The organism is Synechococcus sp. CCAP 1479/9 (assembly GCF_019038535.1).
Classification (GTDB): domain Bacteria; phylum Cyanobacteriota; class Cyanobacteriia; order PCC-6307; family Cyanobiaceae; genus Cyanobium.
In genome coordinates this window covers 147,146-164,890 of the sequence record NZ_JAFKRK010000016.1, presented here as the reverse complement: position 1 = coordinate 164,890, position 17,745 = coordinate 147,146, and the positions used below count along the sequence as shown (strand labels likewise).

General features: G+C 71.1%; 10 protein-coding genes and 1 pseudogene. 10 read left to right on the top strand and 1 reads right to left on the bottom strand.

Going from position 1 to position 17,745, the window contains the following annotated elements:
• The first annotated feature begins 117 nt into the window (after positions 1 to 117).
• The 3 genes from KUG38_RS05120 to KUG38_RS16895 all read left to right on the top strand — a co-directional run bounded on the left by KUG38_RS05120 (position 118) and on the right by KUG38_RS16895 (position 5,811).
• Positions 118 to 1,866, top strand: coding sequence for an autotransporter outer membrane beta-barrel domain-containing protein (locus KUG38_RS05120; RefSeq protein WP_216919558.1), 1,749 nt, complete (start codon positions 118 to 120; stop codon positions 1,864 to 1,866).
• Between the two features lie 71 nt (positions 1,867 to 1,937).
• Positions 1,938 to 3,335: a glutamate decarboxylase gene (gene gad / locus KUG38_RS05115; protein WP_216919556.1), complete on the top strand. Its 1,398-nt coding sequence runs from the start codon at positions 1,938 to 1,940 to the stop codon at positions 3,333 to 3,335.
• Between the two features lie 115 nt (positions 3,336 to 3,450).
• Positions 3,451 to 5,811: a cation-translocating P-type ATPase gene (locus KUG38_RS16895; protein ID WP_286195644.1), complete on the top strand. Its 2,361-nt coding sequence runs from the start codon at positions 3,451 to 3,453 to the stop codon at positions 5,809 to 5,811.
• A 63-nt stretch (positions 5,812 to 5,874) separates the two neighbouring features.
• Here the strand turns inward: KUG38_RS16895 and KUG38_RS05110 are convergent.
• Positions 5,875 to 7,431, bottom strand: a pseudogene (locus KUG38_RS05110) (DNA repair protein RecN); the annotation flags it as partial.
• Between the two features lie 218 nt (positions 7,432 to 7,649).
• Here KUG38_RS05110 and KUG38_RS05105 point away from each other — a divergent pair.
• The 7 genes from KUG38_RS05105 to purF all read left to right on the top strand — a co-directional run bounded on the left by KUG38_RS05105 (position 7,650) and on the right by purF (position 17,742).
• The gene (locus tag KUG38_RS05105; RefSeq protein ID WP_216920182.1) at positions 7,650 to 9,542 is read left to right on the top strand and encodes an ABC1 kinase family protein; all 1,893 of its coding nucleotides are present in this window, start codon (positions 7,650 to 7,652) and stop codon (positions 9,540 to 9,542) included.
• A 37-nt stretch (positions 9,543 to 9,579) separates the two neighbouring features.
• The gene (locus tag KUG38_RS05100) at positions 9,580 to 10,188 is read left to right on the top strand and encodes an alpha/beta hydrolase (RefSeq protein WP_216919552.1); all 609 of its coding nucleotides are present in this window, start codon (positions 9,580 to 9,582) and stop codon (positions 10,186 to 10,188) included.
• A 94-nt stretch (positions 10,189 to 10,282) separates the two neighbouring features.
• The gene (thrC, locus tag KUG38_RS05095; protein ID WP_216920180.1) at positions 10,283 to 11,341 is read left to right on the top strand and encodes a threonine synthase; all 1,059 of its coding nucleotides are present in this window, start codon (positions 10,283 to 10,285) and stop codon (positions 11,339 to 11,341) included.
• A 397-nt stretch (positions 11,342 to 11,738) separates the two neighbouring features.
• Positions 11,739 to 12,902: a DNA polymerase III subunit beta gene (gene dnaN / locus KUG38_RS05090; protein WP_216920179.1), complete on the top strand. Its 1,164-nt coding sequence runs from the start codon at positions 11,739 to 11,741 to the stop codon at positions 12,900 to 12,902.
• A gap of 4 nt (positions 12,903 to 12,906) precedes the next feature.
• Positions 12,907 to 13,812 (top strand): RNA methyltransferase, encoded by a 906-nt coding sequence (locus KUG38_RS05085; protein WP_216919550.1) that lies wholly within the window; start codon positions 12,907 to 12,909, stop codon positions 13,810 to 13,812.
• Positions 13,813 to 13,840: 28 nt separating this feature from the next.
• The gene (purL, locus tag KUG38_RS05080; RefSeq protein WP_353617716.1) at positions 13,841 to 16,210 is read left to right on the top strand and encodes a phosphoribosylformylglycinamidine synthase subunit PurL; all 2,370 of its coding nucleotides are present in this window, start codon (positions 13,841 to 13,843) and stop codon (positions 16,208 to 16,210) included.
• Entirely contained in the window at positions 16,210 to 17,742 is a 1,533-nt protein-coding gene (gene purF, locus KUG38_RS05075) for an amidophosphoribosyltransferase (RefSeq protein ID WP_286195642.1), read from the top strand. The genes purL and purF overlap by 1 nt, the downstream gene beginning before the upstream one ends.
• Positions 17,743 to 17,745 lie beyond the last annotated feature (3 nt).

The window sequence follows — 17,745 nt, the reverse complement described above, 5'->3', positions numbered from 1 at the left end:
TCTGGAAATGGTCAACAAGATCCCTGACCTTCTTGCTGCTGAAAGACCCCTTGCATAGGGTGCCCGGAAGCAGCATTCGCCGGCATGGTCAACGCAAGGAAGCGCCCTTCCGCCTCCATGATCGGTCGCCTTTTGAGCCTCGGTGCCCTGGTCGGCAGCCCAGTCCCGGCGATGGCGGATACCAGTGTCTCGATCGGCTCCAACGGTGTGCAGTATCAGATCGACTACGAGCAGTTCACGGCACCGGATTCGTCCAGAGGCATCGATCCACGCCTGCTGAACACGGCCTGGTGGGGGCAGCAACAGGCCGCCGAAAGCACAGTCACACTGCTGCAGACGCCCCTCGGCGCCGCCTATGGATACAGGCCGCTGTTTGTGGCCGGCGCCTGGGACCGCTGCTACTGGCAAACCGTGGGGTCCAGTTCCCGATGCTCGGGCCAAACCGTTGATCTGCTGATCCTGAACTATCAGGCCGTGCCGACCTCGTCGAACCCGAACGTCAGCAGCGCCGCCTCCAGCGTCCTGGCCAATTCCCCTGGGCCCCAGCAGCCCATCGCCACCGACCTGGGTCAGGGGGTGGCCGGATCGGTCGTCACCGGCACGGCGGGTCAGCCGACGGTGATCGGAGCCACCAGCAACGCCGACTTCAATGGGGTCCTGGCCGTTGTGAACGCCCTGCCCAGCCAGGCGGCCGTCAATCGGTCCTTCGAGCAGGTGATCGCCGAGCCCTACGCCAGTCAGGTGTCGGTCGGGCTGGAGACCCTGGAGCGCTTCCGCCAGGACGCCCTGGACCTGGCCCTCTCCACCCAGAAGGTGTCCTTCGGGGCCGGGACCTGCCCGCCCCAGCCACCCGCGGACGCGGGTGCCGCCCAGCCAGCCGCCCCCTCCCCCGCGTGCACCGGACAGGGCGGTCACCGCTGGGCCCTGATGCTGGATGCCTCCAACACCCAGGCGTCGCTGCGGGGCACCGGTGGCCTGGCCTCGCTGGATTATCAGATCTTCCAGTCCACCTATGGCCTGGAGTATCGGCTGTCCAGCGACTGGCGGGTGGGTGGCGTCTTCGGCTACGGCACCAACGGGCTTTCCAACTACCAGTTCAGCAACGTCACCATCGATGCGGACACCTATTCGGGTGCCTTATACGGCCTCTACACGCCTGGCCCGGCCTGGAAGATTGCCGCCCTGGCTGGCTACACCAGTTTCCAGAACCGATCCAATCGTCCGATTCAATTCGGGACGATTGATCGCACGGCCCAGGCGCGATGGGCCGCCAACGGCCTCACCCTGGCGCTCACCTCGGAATACGACTGGGTGCTGAACCCTGCCCGGCCAGCCACCGGTGACAACCCACAGGCCCCCCAGCGGGACGCCATCCGATTCAAGCCACGGGCTCTCGTGTCCTACGCGAAATACAACCAGGGCGCCATCAACGAAACCGGCGCCAACTCCCTGAATCTGGCGGTCAACAGCCACACAGCGGATTCGCTCGTGCTGGGCCTCGGAGGAACCCTGGAAGTGCCGATCAGGCTCTCGAATCAGTCGCGGCTGATTCCACGGCTCAGCATCGGCTACGAGTACGACGTGATGGGGAATGCCGACGAGGAGCACCAGCTCACGGCCTCCTTCGCCCAGGTTCCGGAACCTGGCTCGCTGACCCTCCTGGGTCAGAACCGCGGCGCCAGTGCCTTGGATGTGGGCCTGAATGTCGAGTACGAAGCGTCAGAAAGCCTGTCGCTGTATGCCGATGTGGGCGGCTCCTTCTGGAGCAATGGCAACGAGATCTCCTATGGCGGTGGGCTGCGGTGGCGGTTCGGGGGAGCTCCCGGGGGCGGCGCCCCCACCCCCGCACCCACCCCCGCCCCCTGAGGGCCGATTGCGGCGGCAGCGTCCCAGTGCGCTCCTAGCCTGAAGCGGACAGGTGAGCGCCGGTGCGATTGATGACCCTCCACGACAGAGCGGCAGCCCGATACTCCCTGGAGGACGACATCTATTCCTCCTCCGATCTCTCGGTCACGCTGCCGAAGAGCCATTTCCCCAGCAGGGAGCACAACCCCCGCGCCGTGTTCGCCGCGATCCGCGACGAGCTGATGCTGGATGGCAATTCCCGCCAGAACCTGGCCACCTTCTGTCAGACCTGGGTAGAGGACGAAGTCCATGCCCTGATGGATCTGTGCATCGACAAGAACATCGAGGACAAGGACGAATATCCCCAGACCGCCGAGATCGAAGCCCGCTGCGCCCGCATGGTGGCCGATCTCTGGCACGCCCCCGCCGTCGATCACGCCATCGGCTGCTCCACCACCGGCTCCAGCGAGGCCGCCATGCTCGGCGGTCTGGCGATGAAGCGCCGCTGGGAAGCCGAGCGGACGCGGCAGGGGCAACCCAGCGACAGACCCAACCTGGTGACCGGGCCGGTGCAGATCTGCTGGCACAAGTTCTGCCGCTACTGGGACATCGAGCACCGCGAGATCCCGATGCAGCCCCACCAGCTGATGCTCAGCCCCGAGGCGGCCCTGAGCCTCTGCGACGAGAACACCATCGGCGTGGTGCCCACCCTGGGGGTCACCTTCACCGGCCAGTACGAACCGGTGGAGGCGCTGGCGGCCGCCCTCGATGACCTGCAGGCCCGCACGGGCCTCGACATCCCCATCCACGTGGATGCCGCCAGCGGCGGCTTCCTGGCGCCCTTCTGCGCCCCCGACCTGGTCTGGGACTTCCGCCTGCCGCGGGTGCGCTCGATCAATGCCTCCGGCCACAAGTTCGGTCTGGCGCCCCTGGGGGTGGGCTGGGTGCTGTGGCGGCAGACCACTGACCTGCCCGAGGAGATGGTGTTCTGGGTGAACTACCTGGGCGGCAACATGCGCGATCTCACCCTCAACTTCTCCAGGCCGGGGGGCCAGGTGGTCTGTCAGTACTACAACTTTCTGCGCCTGGGCCGGGAGGGCTACCGCAAGGTGCACGCCGCCTGTTACGCCACCGCCCAGTACCTGGCCCGGGAGATCGCCAAGCTGGGACCGTTCGAGATCCTGTTCGGCGGCGAGGAACAGGCGGGCATTCCCGCCCTCACCTGGAGGATCCGGGAGGGAAGTGAGGTGAACTTCAACCTCTACGCCCTCGCCGACCGCCTGCGGGTGCGCGGCTGGCAGGTGCCGGCCTACAGCCTGCCGGCCCACTGCGAAGGGATCACCGTGCAACGGATCCTGGTGCGCCATGGCGTCAGCCGGGATCTGGCCGATCTGCTGCTGGAGAACATCCGCCAGTCGCTCGACTTCTTCGCCGGCCATGGCGGCGACACCGCCCTCAGTGAGGCGACCGCTTCGGGGTTCCACCACTGAGCGTGACCGGCGTCGGCAGGGAGCGGGCCTTGGGCCGGCATTGAGGTTGGTGTCATCGCCGCTTCGGCCGCGGCGCCCTGCCCAGGTTGGGGAGTGGTGTCGATGACGGATCCCGATGAACTGGCTCGAGCCCACCACGCTGCTGCTGCTGGCCTGCGGCCTCCTCTACGGCCTGATGGGGGAATGGGTCGATGGGGCGATCCTGCTGGGGTTCGTGCTGGGCATCGGCCTGCTCGATGCCGTCCAGCAGCAACGCAGCAGCCACGCCCTGGCGGAACTGGCGCGCCTGTCGGCGCCCCGGGCCCATGTGCGTCGTGATGGTCAGGAGCTGGAGCTCGCGACCGACCAGGTGCGCCTGGGGGACCAGCTGCGCCTGGAGGAGGGGGATCGGGTGGCCGCCGATGCGGCGCTCACCGAGGCGGTGGGGCTGTGGCTGGATGAGTCCCTGCTGACGGGGGAGTCCTTGCCGGTGGCCCGCACCGAACCGGGGGAGCGGGTGCTGGCGGGGTCGCTGGTGGCGGGCGGACGGGGCTGGGCGACGGTGGTGGCGGTGGCGGAGGCCACGGAACTGGGCCGGCTCGGCAAGAGCCTGGCCACGGTGCAGCCGCCGCTGACGCGCCTGCAGCGCCAGACCCGGCGGCTCACCTCCCGCCTCACCGTGATGGCCCTGGCCCTCTGCGCCGCCCTGGCGGTGATCCAGGGAGCGTCGAGCGGGGACTGGCCCCGGGCCCTGCTGGCGGCCCTGGCCCTGGCCCTGGCGGTGCTGCCCAACGAGATCCCCGTGGTGCTGGCCCTGTTCCTGGCCCTCGGCGCCCTGCGCCTGGCCCGGGTCGGGGTGCTGGCCCGCTGGCCGGCGGCGGTGGAGAGCCTGGGCAGCGCCACCGTGCTCGCCGTCGACAAGACCGGCACCCTCACCGAGAACCGCATGGGGGTGCAGCAGCTGCTCACCTGGCCGGACCTGGAGGTCTGGCAGGCCGGCGCCAGCCTGGAGGAACCCTTTCACCAGCTGGTGGAGCTGGCGGTGCTGGCCAGCCGGGGCGATCCGGTGGATGCGATGGAACGGGCGATCCAGCGCCTCGCCGCCGACCAGCTCGACGGCACCGAGCACCTGCACCCCGACTGGCCGCTGGAACGGGAGTACCCGCTGCAAAGCGATCTGCTGGTGTTCTCCCGTCTCTGGCGCGACGACGACGGGGGCCTGCAGCTGGCCGCCAAGGGGGCCCCCGAGGCGATCGCCGACCTCTGTCATCTCGATGCCGACGGCACCACCCGCCTGCTGGCCGCCGCCGATGGACTGGCCCGCCAGGGGCTGCGGGTGCTGGCGGTGGCCCGCGGCCTCGATGGCGCCCCCCGGCACGGCGGTCCGCCCGCCGCCACGGAGCCGGCCGCCGCCGCCCACGACTACCCGTTCGAACCGGTGGGCTTCCTGGCCCTGGCGGACCCGCTGCGGGCGGAGGTGCCGGCGGCGATCGCCACGGCCAGGGGCGCAGGGGTCCGGGTGGTGATGATCACGGGCGACAGCCCGGTGACGGCCCGCTCGATCGCCGACCAGGCGGGTCTGCCGCCTGGACCGGTGCTCACCGGCCCCGAGCTGGAGGCCCTCACCCCGCAGGCGCTGGCGGCCGGGATCGGCGCGGTGTCGGTGTTCGCCCGGGTGATGCCCCAGCAGAAGCTGCAGCTGGTGCGCGCCCTGCAGGACGCCGGTGAGGTGGTGGCCATGACCGGCGACGGGGTCAACGACGCCCCGGCCCTCAAGGCCGCCGACATCGGCGTGGCAATGGGCAAGAGGGGCACCGCCGTGGCGCGGGAGTCCGCCGATCTGGTGCTGCTCAGGGACACCTTCAGCGATCTGGTCCTGGCCCTGGAACTGGGTCGGCGCGTCGATGCCAACCTGCACCGGGCGCTGGGCTACACCCTGGCGATCCACCTGCCGATCGCCGCCCTCGGCCTGGTGCCGCTGCTGCTGCCGGGCCAGGCCCTGATCCTGCTGCCGGTGCACATCGCCCTGCTGCACCTGGTGATCGATCCAGCCTGCACGGTGGTGTTCGAGGCGCTGCCGGCCACGCCGGGCCTGATGCGACAGCCGCCGCGGCCACCGGAGGCCCCCCTGTTCGGCCCCGACACCTGGCGCCACTCCCTCACCCAGGGGGCCGTGGTGATGGTGGCGGCCCTGGTGCTGGCCTTCTGGCCCGACACGGACACCGAATCACGCCGCAGCCTGGTGTTCTCGCTGCTCCTGCTGGCCGGTGGCGGGCTGGTGTGGCTGAACGGGGATCCCCACAGCCGCATCACCGCCGCCGGTGCCGGCATCGGCCTGGGCCTGTGGCTGCTGCTGCTGGCGTTCCCCGCCCTCCAGCGGGTCCTGCAGCTGGCGCCCCTGACGCCCGACCAGATCCTCACCCTGCTGCTCACCACGGCGGGGGCCCTGCTGGCGGCGGGCCTGCTCGGCCGCTCCCGGGTCCGGGGCCGCGCCTGATCCCAGCAGGCTGGCGGCATAGCTGTGGGCCTCGCCGGAATCGCCGCCGGCCAGTTCCGCCAGCTCCGCCTGGCGCTCGCGAGTGTCCCGCAGGTGGGACACCCGCGTGTGGGTGAGGCCCGCCTCGACGCTCTTGCTGACCCGGAAGTGGTGCTGGGCCGCCGCCGCCACCAGGGGCTGGTGGGTGATGCAGAACACCTGGCGCCGCTCGGCGAGACGCCGCAGCAGCTGGGCCATGGCGCCGCTGACGCGGCCGCTCACCCCCGCATCGATCTCATCGAACAGCAGGGTGACGTGGGGGTCGGCCGCGGCCAGGCAGGTTTTCAGCGCCAGCAGGAAGCGGCTCATCTCGCCGCCGGAGGCCACCTCCACCAGGGGCGCCGGCGGCTGGCCCGGGTTGGCGGAGAACAGGAACTGCACCGCGTCGGCCCCCTCCTCGCCGGGTTCGGCGGCAGCCAGGTCGACGGCGAAGCGCACGTTGGCCAGGCCCATGGGCCGCAGGGCCGCCATCAGCTGCTCCTCAAGGCGGCGGGCGGCGGCGGTGCGGCCCTTGGTGAGCACGGCATTGGCCCGGTCGCGCCGCTGGCGGGCGGCGGCTTCGGCAGCCTCCAGGCCCGCCAGGGCAGCCTCGGCATCGGCGCCGGCCAGCTGCTCGCGCAGCTCGTCGCGTCGGGCGATCAGTTCGGGCAGGGACTGGCCATGGCGGCGCTCCAGGGCCTTGAGCTGGGCCATGCGCTCCTGCAGGAGGGCCAGGCTGTCGGGGTCGCTCTCCAGCAGGGAGCCGTAGCGGTCGAGGTCGCGGGCCAGATCCTGCAGCCCGGCCAGGGCGTCGGCGCAGGCCCCGTGCAGGGCCACCACATCGGCGTCGAGGCCGGCCATGGTCTGCAGCTCCTGGTCGCAGGCCGCCAGGTGATCGAGCACGGATGGGGCGGCCTCGGCCCCCTCCACCAGTCGGCCGATCAGGGCCATCACCCCCTCCTGGAGGCGCACCGCATGGGCCAGCCGGTCCTGTTCGCCCTGGAGTCGCTGGCGCTCGGCGGGATCCTCCAGCGCCGCGGCCTCCAGCTCCGCCAGCAGCTCCTCCTGCCGCTCCCGATCCCGGGCGAAGCGGTCCCGGTCGGCGCGGGCCCGCGCCAGGGCATCGGCCTCTGCCTTCCAGCCCTGCCAGGCGGCGCGGGTGGCCTCCAGAAACGCAGCCAGGTCCTCGCCGGCGAAGCGATCCAGCCAGCGGCGCTGCTGGCCGGGGCGGCCCAGTTGCTGGGTCTGGCCCTGGACGGTGAGATCGAGCAGCAGGGGGCGCAGCTCCAGCACCTGGCTGCGGCTCACCACCACCCCGTTGAGGCGGTGGCGGCTGGTGAGCCGGTCGTCCTGGAGGCGCCAGTCGCGGCTGAGCAGCAGTTCGTCGTCCTCGGTGTCGAGCTCCTGGCGCTCCAGCCAGTCGCGCACGGGGGGAGCCAGGCTGAAGCTGGCCTCGATGCGGCCCCGCTCGGCGCCGCGGCGCAGCAGGCGGGCCCCCTGGCTGCCCTGGGCACCGCCCAGCAGGGCATCGAGGGCATCCAGGAGGATCGACTTGCCGGCGCCGGTCTCGCCGGTGAGCACCGTGAACCCGGCCGAGAACACCAGCTCCAGGCGCTCGATCAGGGCGATGTTCTCGAGGCGCAGACCCGTGAGCACCCAGGCCTCCGGCGAGCGATCGGTACGTGGCCCGACCGTAGCGGCTGTGACTTTCGTTTAGAAGGGGGTTTCGCCTGCCGGCGCCGCGGCGGTACCTCCCAGCCATGGTTTCCTCACCCCCCGCCCCCGCCGCGACCCCCGAGCGCCCGGGCGCCACCGTCGAGATGGGCGTCGAGATGGGGGACTTCCTGGAGGCGGCGGGCCTGCTGAGCTACGACCCGGCCGCCATCACCCGCATCTACGCCGGCCACCCGATGCGCCTGGCCCGGAGGGTCTGGCAGACCCTGGTGCCGATCAGCCTTTATCTGCTGGGGGTGGGCTTCGACTGGTTCACCGGCCAGCTGGCCAACCCCGCCCGGGCGCGGGAACGGGCCCGGGAGTGCGCCGAACTGCTGGTGGCCCTCGGCCCCGCCTTCATCAAGGCGGGCCAGGCCCTCTCCACCCGGCCCGACATCATTCCGCCGATCCTGCTCGAGGAGCTGGCCCAGCTGCAGGACCAGCTGCCGGGCTTCGACAGCGCCCTGGCCATGGCCTGCATCGAGGAGGACCTCGGCGCTCCGGTGGAGACGATCTTCGCCTCCCTGGAGAAGGAGCCGATCTCCGCCGCCTCCCTCGGCCAGGTGCACCGGGGTGTGCTGATGAGCGGCGAACGGGTGGCGGTGAAGGTGCAGCGGCCGGGCCTGCGGGAGCAGATCACCCTCGACCTCTACATCGTCCGCAACATCGCCGGCTGGCTGAACAAGAACGTGGGCCTGATCAAGAGTGATCTGGTCGGTCTGATCGATGAACTCGGCAAGCGGGTCTTCGAGGAGATGGACTACATCAACGAGGCCACCAACGCCGAGACCTTCGCCCGCCTCCACAGCCACAACCCCCGCATCGCCGTCCCCGCCATCTACCGCCAGGCCACCAGCCGCCGGGTGCTGACGATGGAGTGGATCGACGGCGTCAAGCTCACCAACCTCGAGGCCGTGCGCGCCCTGGGGGTGGACCCCGACCAGATGGTGGAGGTGGGGGTGAACTGCAGCCTGCAGCAGCTGCTGGAGCACGGCTTCTTCCACGCCGATCCCCACCCCGGCAACCTGCTGGCCCTGCCCGACGGACGCCTGGCCTACCTGGATTTCGGCATGATGAGCGAGGTGTCGCGGGAGGCGCGCACCGGGCTGATCCAGGCCGTGGTGCACCTGGTGAACCGCAACTTCGGGGCGCTCTCGAAGGACTTCGTGCAGCTGGGCTTCCTGGGCGAGGCGGTGGACCTGGAGCCGATCGTGCCGGCCTTCGAAACGGTGTTCGGCCAGGCCCTGGAGATGGGGGTGAGCCGCATGGACTTCAAGGCGGTCACCGACGACCTCTCCGGGGTGATGTACCGCTTCCCCTTCCAGGTGCCGCCGTACTACGCCCTGATCATCCGCTCCCTGGTGACCCTCGAAGGCATCGCCCTGAGTGTGGACCCGGACTTCAAGATCCTCGGTGCCGCCTACCCCTACTTCGCCCGCCGGCTGATGGAGGATCCCGATCCGGAGCTGCGCCGCAGCCTGCGGGAGATGCTCTACGACGGCGACGAGTTCCGCTGGCAGCGGCTGGAGAGCCTGGTGGCCAGCGCCTCCCTCCAGGACCAGCTGGACCTCGACGGCCTGCTCGACCAGGTGCTGGATTTCCTTTTCTCCCCCAACGGCGGCCTGCTGCGCCAGCAGCTCGTCGATGCGCTGGTGCAGCAGATGGATGCCCTGGCCTGGAACACCACCCTGCGCCTCGGCAGGCGGCTGCCCACCCGCCTGCTGCCGCCGGGGCTGCGGGCCCTGCCCCCCAGCGCCGCGACCCCACCGCTGCTGGACCTGGAGCCGATCCAGGAGCTGCTGGCGATCCTGCGCGACCTGCCCGGCTTCGAGCCGTCGCTGCTGCTGAAGCGCCTGCCGCGGGTGCTGGGGGAGCCGGATCTGCGCCGCATGGGGCTGCAGGTGGCGAAAGGTCTGGCGGAACGGGGCGTGGTGCACCTGCTGCGCGATGTGCTGGTGACGCCGGCGGTGCGTCAGGCCGCCGGTGTCAGCGGTGCCTGAGATCCGTAGAGTCGATCGCACCCATAGGGAGACAAGCGTGAACAAGCGGCGAAGGCTCGTGGCCGCTGTCCTGGGTCTGGGGCTGTGCTGCTCGACTCCTGCGGCCATGGCCACCGAGAACCTGGTGTTCACCAGCGGGGCCTTCCGGCGCTCGATTCCGGTGGCCGACCTGGAGCACCTGGCCACCACCGGTGAGGCCAGGGGCCTGCTGGCCGACGTGCTGCGGCTGGGCCGCCAGGACCCCAAGCAGGTCAGCAAGCTGCTGAACGAATCGGTGAAGCTGCCGATCGTGCTGATGAGCCGCCTGCTCAACACCCGCATCGGTGAGGCGATCCTGGCTCGCCTGGCCCGGATCCTGTTCCCCCTGCGGGCCCCGGAAGCCGGCGTGCCCGCCCTGCGGGCCGCCATGGTGCTGGGCACCTACGAGGGCAAGGGGTCGCTGTCGGCCATCACCTTCCTGCGGGCCTACCCGACCCGGGAGCTGGAGGTGAGCATCCCGGCCCTGATGGGGCTGGCCTCGAAGGCCTCCTCGATCAGCGAGCTGGTGCGCTTCTTCTCCGAGTCCCCCCTGGACGGTCTGCGGGGCAACGAGCCCCAGGCGGCGCCGTCAGCCGCCACGCCGGCGCCGGCCGCCCCCGCCCCCTGACGCCCCAGACCGGAGTCGTACATTGACGTCAGCCTCGCCGCTGTCCCCCGTGCCCCTGCTTCGAGCCCTGCGACGTATGGGCCGGCAGCCCACCATGCAGGACTGGCCGGGGCTGATCGAGGCCTACCGCAGCTGGCTGCCCGTCAGTGACGCGACGCCGGTGGTGACCCTGCGGGAGGGGGCCACCCCCCTGATTCCGGCACCGGTGATCGCCGAAAGGGTGGGCCGCGGCGTCAAGGTGTTCCTCAAGTACGACGGCCTCAACCCCACCGGCTCCTTCAAGGACCGGGGCATGACGATGGCCATCAGCAAGGCCAAGGAGGCGGGCTCGGAGGCGGTGATCTGCGCCAGCACCGGCAACACCTCGGCGGCGGCGGCGGCCTACGCGCGCCGGGGCGGGATGCGGGCCTTCGTGCTGATCCCCGACGGCTACGTGGCCCAGGGGAAGCTGGCCCAGGCCCTGCTCTACGGCGCCGAGGTGCTGGCGGTGCAGGGCAACTTCGACCGGGCCCTGGCGATCGTGCGTGACGTGGCCGACCGCTACCCGGTCACCCTGGTCAACTCCCTCAACCCCTACCGGCTGCAGGGGCAGAAGACGGCCGCCTTCGAGGTGGTCGACGCCCTCGGCGAAGCCCCCGACTGGCTCTGCATCCCGGTAGGCAACGCCGGCAACATCAGCGCCTACTGGATGGGCTTCAAGGAGTACCGCCAGGCGGGCCACAGCACGCTCCTGCCGCGGATGATGGGCTTCCAGGCCGCCGGTGCCGCCCCGATGGTGCTGGGGCACACGGTGGAGCAGCCCGACACGATCGCCACGGCGATCCGCATCGGCAATCCGGTGAACAAGGAGAACGCCCTCAAGGCCCGAACCGAGAGCAACGGTGACTTCATGGCGGTCACGGATGCCGAGATCATCGAGGCCTACAAGCTGCTGGGCCAGGGGGAAGGGGTGTTCTGCGAGCCGGCCAGCGCCGCCTCGGTGGCGGGCCTGATCAAGCGACGGGAGGAGGTGCCGGCCGGCGCCACGGTGGTGTGCGTGCTCACCGGCAACGGCCTCAAGGACCCGACGACGGCGATCGAGAACAACGACGCCACCTTCCACACCGGCATCGCCCCCGAAACCGAGACCGTCGCCAAGGTGATGGGCTTCTGATCGGCTGCTGCTGAGTGCTCCTCAGTAGCTGACAGAGGCCCAACCGTCTGGGGAAATCCTGGGACATTCCCCACCGCACCCCGGGAGAGCCGGGGGAGGGAAACCCCCCGTGGGTGGCCCCCGGATTCCCCAGGCCCGGGAATCGGTGGAAAACCCCTGAAAACGGCCCCGTTGCGGCGCCGATTCCCCAGCTGTCGAGTCCAGAAAACCCAGTGGTGGAAAGGAGAGTGGAGCGCTTTACCCGTTTTCCCCCGCCCCTACTGCGACGGGCTGTTTTTCTTCTTCCCAATCCTTGATTGATCCTCTGAACAGTCGGGGAGCCACCCGTTGCGCTTTGGCCCGCCCTGTGAAACCGTGGGGCCTCACGAACGCCGTGCCGCCCTCGCCGGCCCCCGCCATGAAGCTGGTCTGCTCCCAGGCTGAACTCAGCGCCAGCCTCCAGCTGGTCAGCCGGGCGGTGGCGACCCGCCCCACCCATCCGGTGCTGGCCAACGTGCTGCTCACCGCCGATGCGGGCACCGGCCGCCTCAGCCTCACCGGCTTCGACCTCAGCCTCGGCATCCAGACGAGCCTGCCCGCCGCCGTCGAGACCAGCGGTGCCATCACCCTGCCGGCGAAGATGTTCGGCGAGATCGTGGCCCGCCTGGCCACCGACAGCCCCATCAGCCTCAGCTGCCCGGAGGGCGAAGAGCAGCTGGAGCTGACCAACCTCTCCGGCAGCTACAAGATGCGGGGCATGCCCGCCGACGACTACCCGGACCTGCCCCTGGCCCAGAGCGGCACGCCGATCCGCTTCCACGCCGAGGCCCTGGTGAAGGGCCTGCGGGCCACCCTGTTCGCCAGCAGCCCCGATGAGAACAAGCAGCTGCTGACGGGTGTCCACCTGCGTCTGGACGGCGAGGGCCTGGAGTGCGCCGCCACCGACGGCCACCGCCTGGCGGTCCAGCGCCTCTCCCACGCCGTGGAGGCCTCCGGCGGCGAGCCGCCGGCCGCCGATGGCGAGGACTTCGCCGTCACGGTGCCGGCCCGTTCCCTGCGGGAGCTGGAGCGGATCCTCTCGGGCCGCGGCTCCCAGGAGCCCCTGAGCCTGTTCTGCGAGCGGGGCCAGGTGGTGGTGCTTTCCGCCGACCAGGTGCTCACCAGCCGCAGCCTCGATGGCACCTACCCCAACTACCGCCAGCTGATCCCACCGTCGTTCCAGCGCCGCATGGTGCTCGACCGCCGCGCCTTCATCGCCGCCCTCGAGCGGATGGCGGTGCTGGCCGACCAGCACAACAACGTGGTCAAGATCAGCGCCGACCCGGCCGCCGGCACGGCGACGATCCGGGCCGACGCCCAGGACGTGGGCAGCGGCTCGGAATCGCTGGCGGCCACGATCGAGGGGGAGGCGATCGAGATCGCCTTCAACGTCCGCTACCTGCTCGATGGCCTCAAGGCCATGGGCTCCGACCAGGTGGTGCTGCAGTGCAACGCCGCCACCACCCCGGCCGTGCTGGCGCCGGTGGGGGCCGATGAGGCGTTCACCTACCTGGTGATGCCCGTCCAGATCCGCACCAGCTGAGCCCGTGGGTCTTCCCGACCAGCTGCTGCTGAGCGATCTGCTGCGGCGGCAGGTGCGGTGCGATCAGGGCCTGGAGCGCGGCGCTGGCGTGCTGGCCTGGATGCACCCGCCGGTGCACCGGCTGCTGGGCTGGGCCAGCCGGCCTTCGGCCTTCGCCCAGAAGCGGCTGGTGTGGCGGCTGGACCAGCTGCGGGGGCTGGGGGAGCAGGAGGTGTTCGTGAAGGGGGAGCCGGCCGAGACGGATGCGGCCACCCTGGAACGGCTGCCGACCCTGATCGATGCGGCCCTCACCGGCGCCGATGACGTGCCCCTGGGCCTGGTGGCCGACGCCGCCGTGGAACTGCGCAGCGGCCGCATCCTCCACTACCTTGTGGCCCGCAGCGATCCGCGGCTGCCGGGCACCAGCCGCTGGCGCCTCAGCCCCGACCGCATCGTCGACCAGCAGCCCGGCCGGGTGTTCACCGCCCTGCGGGGCCTCGATGACCTGCCGGTGGCCCGCGCCAGCGTGCGCCAGCAGCTGCTGCGCCGCTCGCGGCGCTGGAAGGAGCAGGTGCAGGAGGTGGGCGGCCGCGTCGAGGAGCGGCTGGAGGGCTGGCTGGAGGAGCCCCCCTGGCCGGAGGCCTTCCGCGAGGAGATGCCCTGGCCCGACCGGGACCGGGACCCCGCCCGGGAGCGCCGCGACCCCTACGACGACGACCGCGATGGAGGCGACCCCTATCCAGAGGAGCGCTACGCCGCCGAGCCGGACGAGCCCGACCCGCTCGAGGACTGGCCAGAGGAGGAGGAGGAGCCGCTGGAGGAGCCCCGGGACTTCCGGGAGCCCCGCCAGGCGCCCCCAGAGGAGCCGCCACCGCGCCGCGATCGCTACCGGGGCCGGGAGCCCCACGGGGACGACGACCCCTGGATCTGATACTGGAGGGCCGTTGCCGTGCCCCCCGGTGGTTTCTGCCTCGACCCCGTCCTTCTCGGTGCCCGAGGCCCTGCGCAAGGAGGGCCTGAGCCAGGGCGACTACGACGAGATCGTGCGCCGCCTGGGGCGCGCCCCCAACCGGGCCGAACTGGGCATGTTCGGGGTGATGTGGTCGGAGCACTGCTGCTACCGCAATTCCCGCCCCCTGCTCGGCCAGTTCCCCACCACCGGCCCCCGCATCCTGGTGGGGCCGGGCGAGAACGCCGGGGTGGTGGACCTGGGCGAGGGCCAGCGGCTGGCCTTCAAGATCGAGAGCCACAACCACCCCTCGGCGGTGGAGCCCTTCCAGGGGGCGGCCACCGGGGTGGGGGGGATCCTGCGGGACATCTTCACCATGGGGGCGCGCCCGATCGCCCTGCTCAACGCCCTGCGCTTCGGGCCCCTGGAGGACGAGCGCAACGTGGGCCTGATGGAGGGGGTGGTGGCCGGCATCGCCCACTACGGCAACTGCGTCGGCGTGCCGACCGTGGGCGGCGAGGTGGCCTTCGACCCCAGCTACGGCGGCAACCCCCTGGTGAACGCCATGGCCCTGGGCCTGATGGAGACCGACGACATCGTCTGCTCCGGGGCGGTGGGCGTGGGCAATCCGGTCGTGTACGTGGGCAGCACCACCGGCCGTGACGGCATGGGCGGCGCCAGCTTCGCCAGCGCTGAACTCACCGAAGCCTCCCTCGATGACCGGCCCGCCGTGCAGGTGGGCGACCCGTTCCTGGAGAAGGGGCTGATCGAGGCCTGCCTGGAGGCCTTCCAGAGCGGCGATGTGGTGGCGGCCCAGGACATGGGAGCCGCCGGCCTCACCTGCAGCTGCTCGGAGATGGCCGCCAAGGGGGGCCTGGGCATCGAGCTGGATCTGGACCGGGTTCCGGCCCGGGAGTCGGGCATGACGGCCTACGAATTCCTGCTGAGCGAGTCCCAGGAGCGGATGCTGTTCGTGGTGGCGGCGGGCCGGGAGGAGCCCCTGATGGAGCGTTTCCGCCGCTGGGGCCTGCAGGCGGCGGTGGTGGGCCGGGTGCTGGAGGAGAACGTGGTGCGGGTGCTGCAGCACGGCGCGGTGGCGGCCGAGGTGCCCGCCAGCGCCCTGGCGGACGACACGCCGATCAACCACCACGAGCTGCTGGCCGAACCCCCGGCCGAGATCCAGGCCCACTGGACCTGGAGCGAAGCCGAGCTGCCGCCGGCTTCGAATGCCGGCGGCCTGCAGATGGCCGATGGAACGCTGGGCTGGGGTGATGCCCTGCTGCGCCTGCTCGATGACCCCACCATCGCCAGCAAGCGCTGGGTCTACCGCCAGTACGACCACCAGGTGCAGGCCAACACCGTGGTGCTGCCCGGCGGCGCCGATGCGGCGGTGGTCCGGCTGCGGCCCCAGCAGGGGGAAGGGGCGATGGCGCCGGCGACCCGCGGGGTGGCGGCGACGGTCGACTGCCCCAACCGCTGGGTGGCCCTCGATCCGGAGCGCGGCGCCATGGCGGCGGTGGCGGAGGCGGCCCGCAACCTCTCCTGCAGCGGCGCCGAGCCCCTGGCGGTCACCGACAACCTCAACTTCCCCTCCCCCGACACCGCCACCGGCTACTGGCAGCTGGCGATGGCCTGCCGGGGCCTCTCGGCGGCCTGCAGCGCCCTGGCCACGCCGGTCACCGGCGGCAACGTCTCCCTGTACAACGAGACCCGCCTGCCCGATGGGCGGATGCAGCCGATCCACCCCACCCCCGTGGTGGGCATGGTGGGGCTGGTCCACGACCTGGCCCACGTGACGGGGCTGGCCTGGGGCCAGGCCGGTGATGGCGTCTGGTTGCTGGGGGTGCCGCTGCAGGAAAGCGGCGACGAACGCCTGGGACTGGGGGCCAGCAGCTACCTGGAGGTGGTGCACGGCCGGCTCACGGGCCGCCCGCCCCTGACGGATCTGGCCCTGGAGGGCCAGGTGCAGGGGTTCCTGCGCCAGGCCATCGCCGCCGGCCTGGTGCGCTCCGCCCACGACCTGTCCGACGGCGGCCTGGCGGTGGCGCTGGCGGAGGCCTGCATCGCCTCCGGCCTCGGGGCTGCGGTGGATCTGCCCGCCGGCGGGGGGCGCCCCGACCGGCTGCTGTTCGCCGAGGGCGGCGCCCGGGTGCTGGTGAGCGTGGCGCCGGAGCAGGAGGCGGCTTGGCGGGCGTTCCTGGCCGAGGCCGGTGACGCCGTGCCGGCCGAGCGCCTGGGCACGGTCACGGCGGATTCCCGCCTGGTGCTGACGCGGGGCGGCGAGCCCCTGCTGGCGCTGGCGGTGGAGCAGCTGCGCCACACCTACGAGCAGGCGATCCCCGCCCGCCTGGGCAAGGCCGGCCCCCCACCCGACAGGTAATGGGCCAAGATGAAGTCGGTCCTTGGTCTGAGCCTGCCGTGCCCTTCGCCGATCACCGCGATGCGCACGCTGCCCTGATCGACCCTGACCGCCCTGACAAGCCGGAGGAGGCCTGCGGCGTCTTCGCCGTGCTGGCGTCGGGTCAGGCGGTGGCCAACCTCACCTATTTCGGGCTCTACGCCCTGCAGCACCGGGGCCAGGAGTCGGCCGGCATCGCCGTCTTCGACGACGTCAAGGTGCGGCTGCACAAGGACATGGGCCTGGTGAGCCAGGTGTTCGACCAGGAGGTGCTGGAGCGGATGCCCGGCCAGCTGGCGATCGGCCACAACCGCTATTCCACCACCGGCAGCAGCAAGGTCTGCAACGCCCAGCCCGTGGTGCTGATGACGCGCCTGGGGCCCCTGGCCCTGGCCCACAACGGCAACCTGGTGAATGCGGCGGAGCTGCGGGACTCGCTCGCGCACCTGGCCGGGGAGTTCACCTCCACCACCGATTCGGAGCTGATCGCCTTCGCGCTGCAGGAGGCGGTGGATTCCGGCCTGGGCTGGAACGCGGCGATTCGCCAAGCCGCCGGCCGCTGCCGCGGTGCCTTCAGCCTGGTGATCGGCACCCCCGATGGGCTGTTCGCCCTGCGGGACGGCCACGGCATCCGGCCGTTGGTGTTCGGCCTGTTGGGGGAACCGGAGCAGGGCCAGTGGGTGGCCAGCAGTGAGAGCTGCGGCCTCGACATCATCGGCGCCAGCTTTGTGGATGACGTGCAGCCCGGCGAGCTGATCCACTTCCGCCAGGCCGATCCGATCCCCGAGCGGCAGCGCTGGTGCGAGGAGCCCAGCAAGCTGTGCGTCTTCGAGATGATCTACTTCGCCCGGCCCGACAGCCGCTTCTTCGGCGAGTCGCTTTACAGCTACCGGGTGCGGATCGGCGAGGTGCTGGCCCGGGAAACGCCCGTCGAGGCCGACATCGTCATCGGCGTGCCCGATTCGGGGATCCCGGCGGCGATCGGTTATTCGCACGTGAGCGGCATCCCCTTCGCCGACGGCCTGATCAAGAACCGCTACGTGGGCCGCACCTTCATCCAGCCCACCCAGGCGATGCGGGAGGCGGGCATCCGGGTGAAGCTCAACCCCCTGCCCGATGTGCTCGCCGGCAAGCGGGTGGTGGTGATCGACGACTCGATCGTGCGCGGCACCACCAGCCGCAAGCTGGTGGCGGCCTTGCGGGATGCGGGCGCCACCGAGGTGCATATGCGGATCAGCTCGCCGCCCGTCACCCACCCCTGCTTCTACGGCATCGACACCGACACCCAGGACCACCTGATCGCCGCCCGGCTGACGCTGGAGGAGATCGAGCGGCACCTGGGCGTGGATTCGCTCGCCTACCTCACCAAGGGCGGCATGGTGGAGGCGGCCCAGGCCAACTCCAGCCATTTCTGCACCGCCTGCTTCGACGGCCAGTACCCGATCGAGATGGACGAGGAGGTGCGCAACAGCAAGCTGATGCTCGAGCCCACCGGCCTGGCGGCGCGGGTGTAGGCC

What these genes read in the sequence shown, in the direction of transcription:
- KUG38_RS05120 (WP_216919558.1), top strand. Translation starts at nt 118, where the DNA reads ATGATCGGTCGCCTTTTGAGCCTCGGTGCCCTGGTCGGCAGCCCAGTC.
- gad (WP_216919556.1), top strand. Translation starts at nt 1,938, where the DNA reads ATGACCCTCCACGACAGAGCGGCAGCCCGATACTCCCTGGAGGACGAC.
- KUG38_RS16895 (WP_286195644.1), top strand. Translation starts at nt 3,451, where the DNA reads ATGAACTGGCTCGAGCCCACCACGCTGCTGCTGCTGGCCTGCGGCCTC.
- KUG38_RS05105 (WP_216920182.1), top strand. Translation starts at nt 7,650, where the DNA reads ATGGGCGTCGAGATGGGGGACTTCCTGGAGGCGGCGGGCCTGCTGAGC.
- thrC (WP_216920180.1), top strand. Translation starts at nt 10,283, where the DNA reads ATGCAGGACTGGCCGGGGCTGATCGAGGCCTACCGCAGCTGGCTGCCC.
- dnaN (WP_216920179.1), top strand. Translation starts at nt 11,739, where the DNA reads ATGAAGCTGGTCTGCTCCCAGGCTGAACTCAGCGCCAGCCTCCAGCTG.
- purF (WP_286195642.1), top strand. Translation starts at nt 16,210, where the DNA reads ATGGGCCAAGATGAAGTCGGTCCTTGGTCTGAGCCTGCCGTGCCCTTC.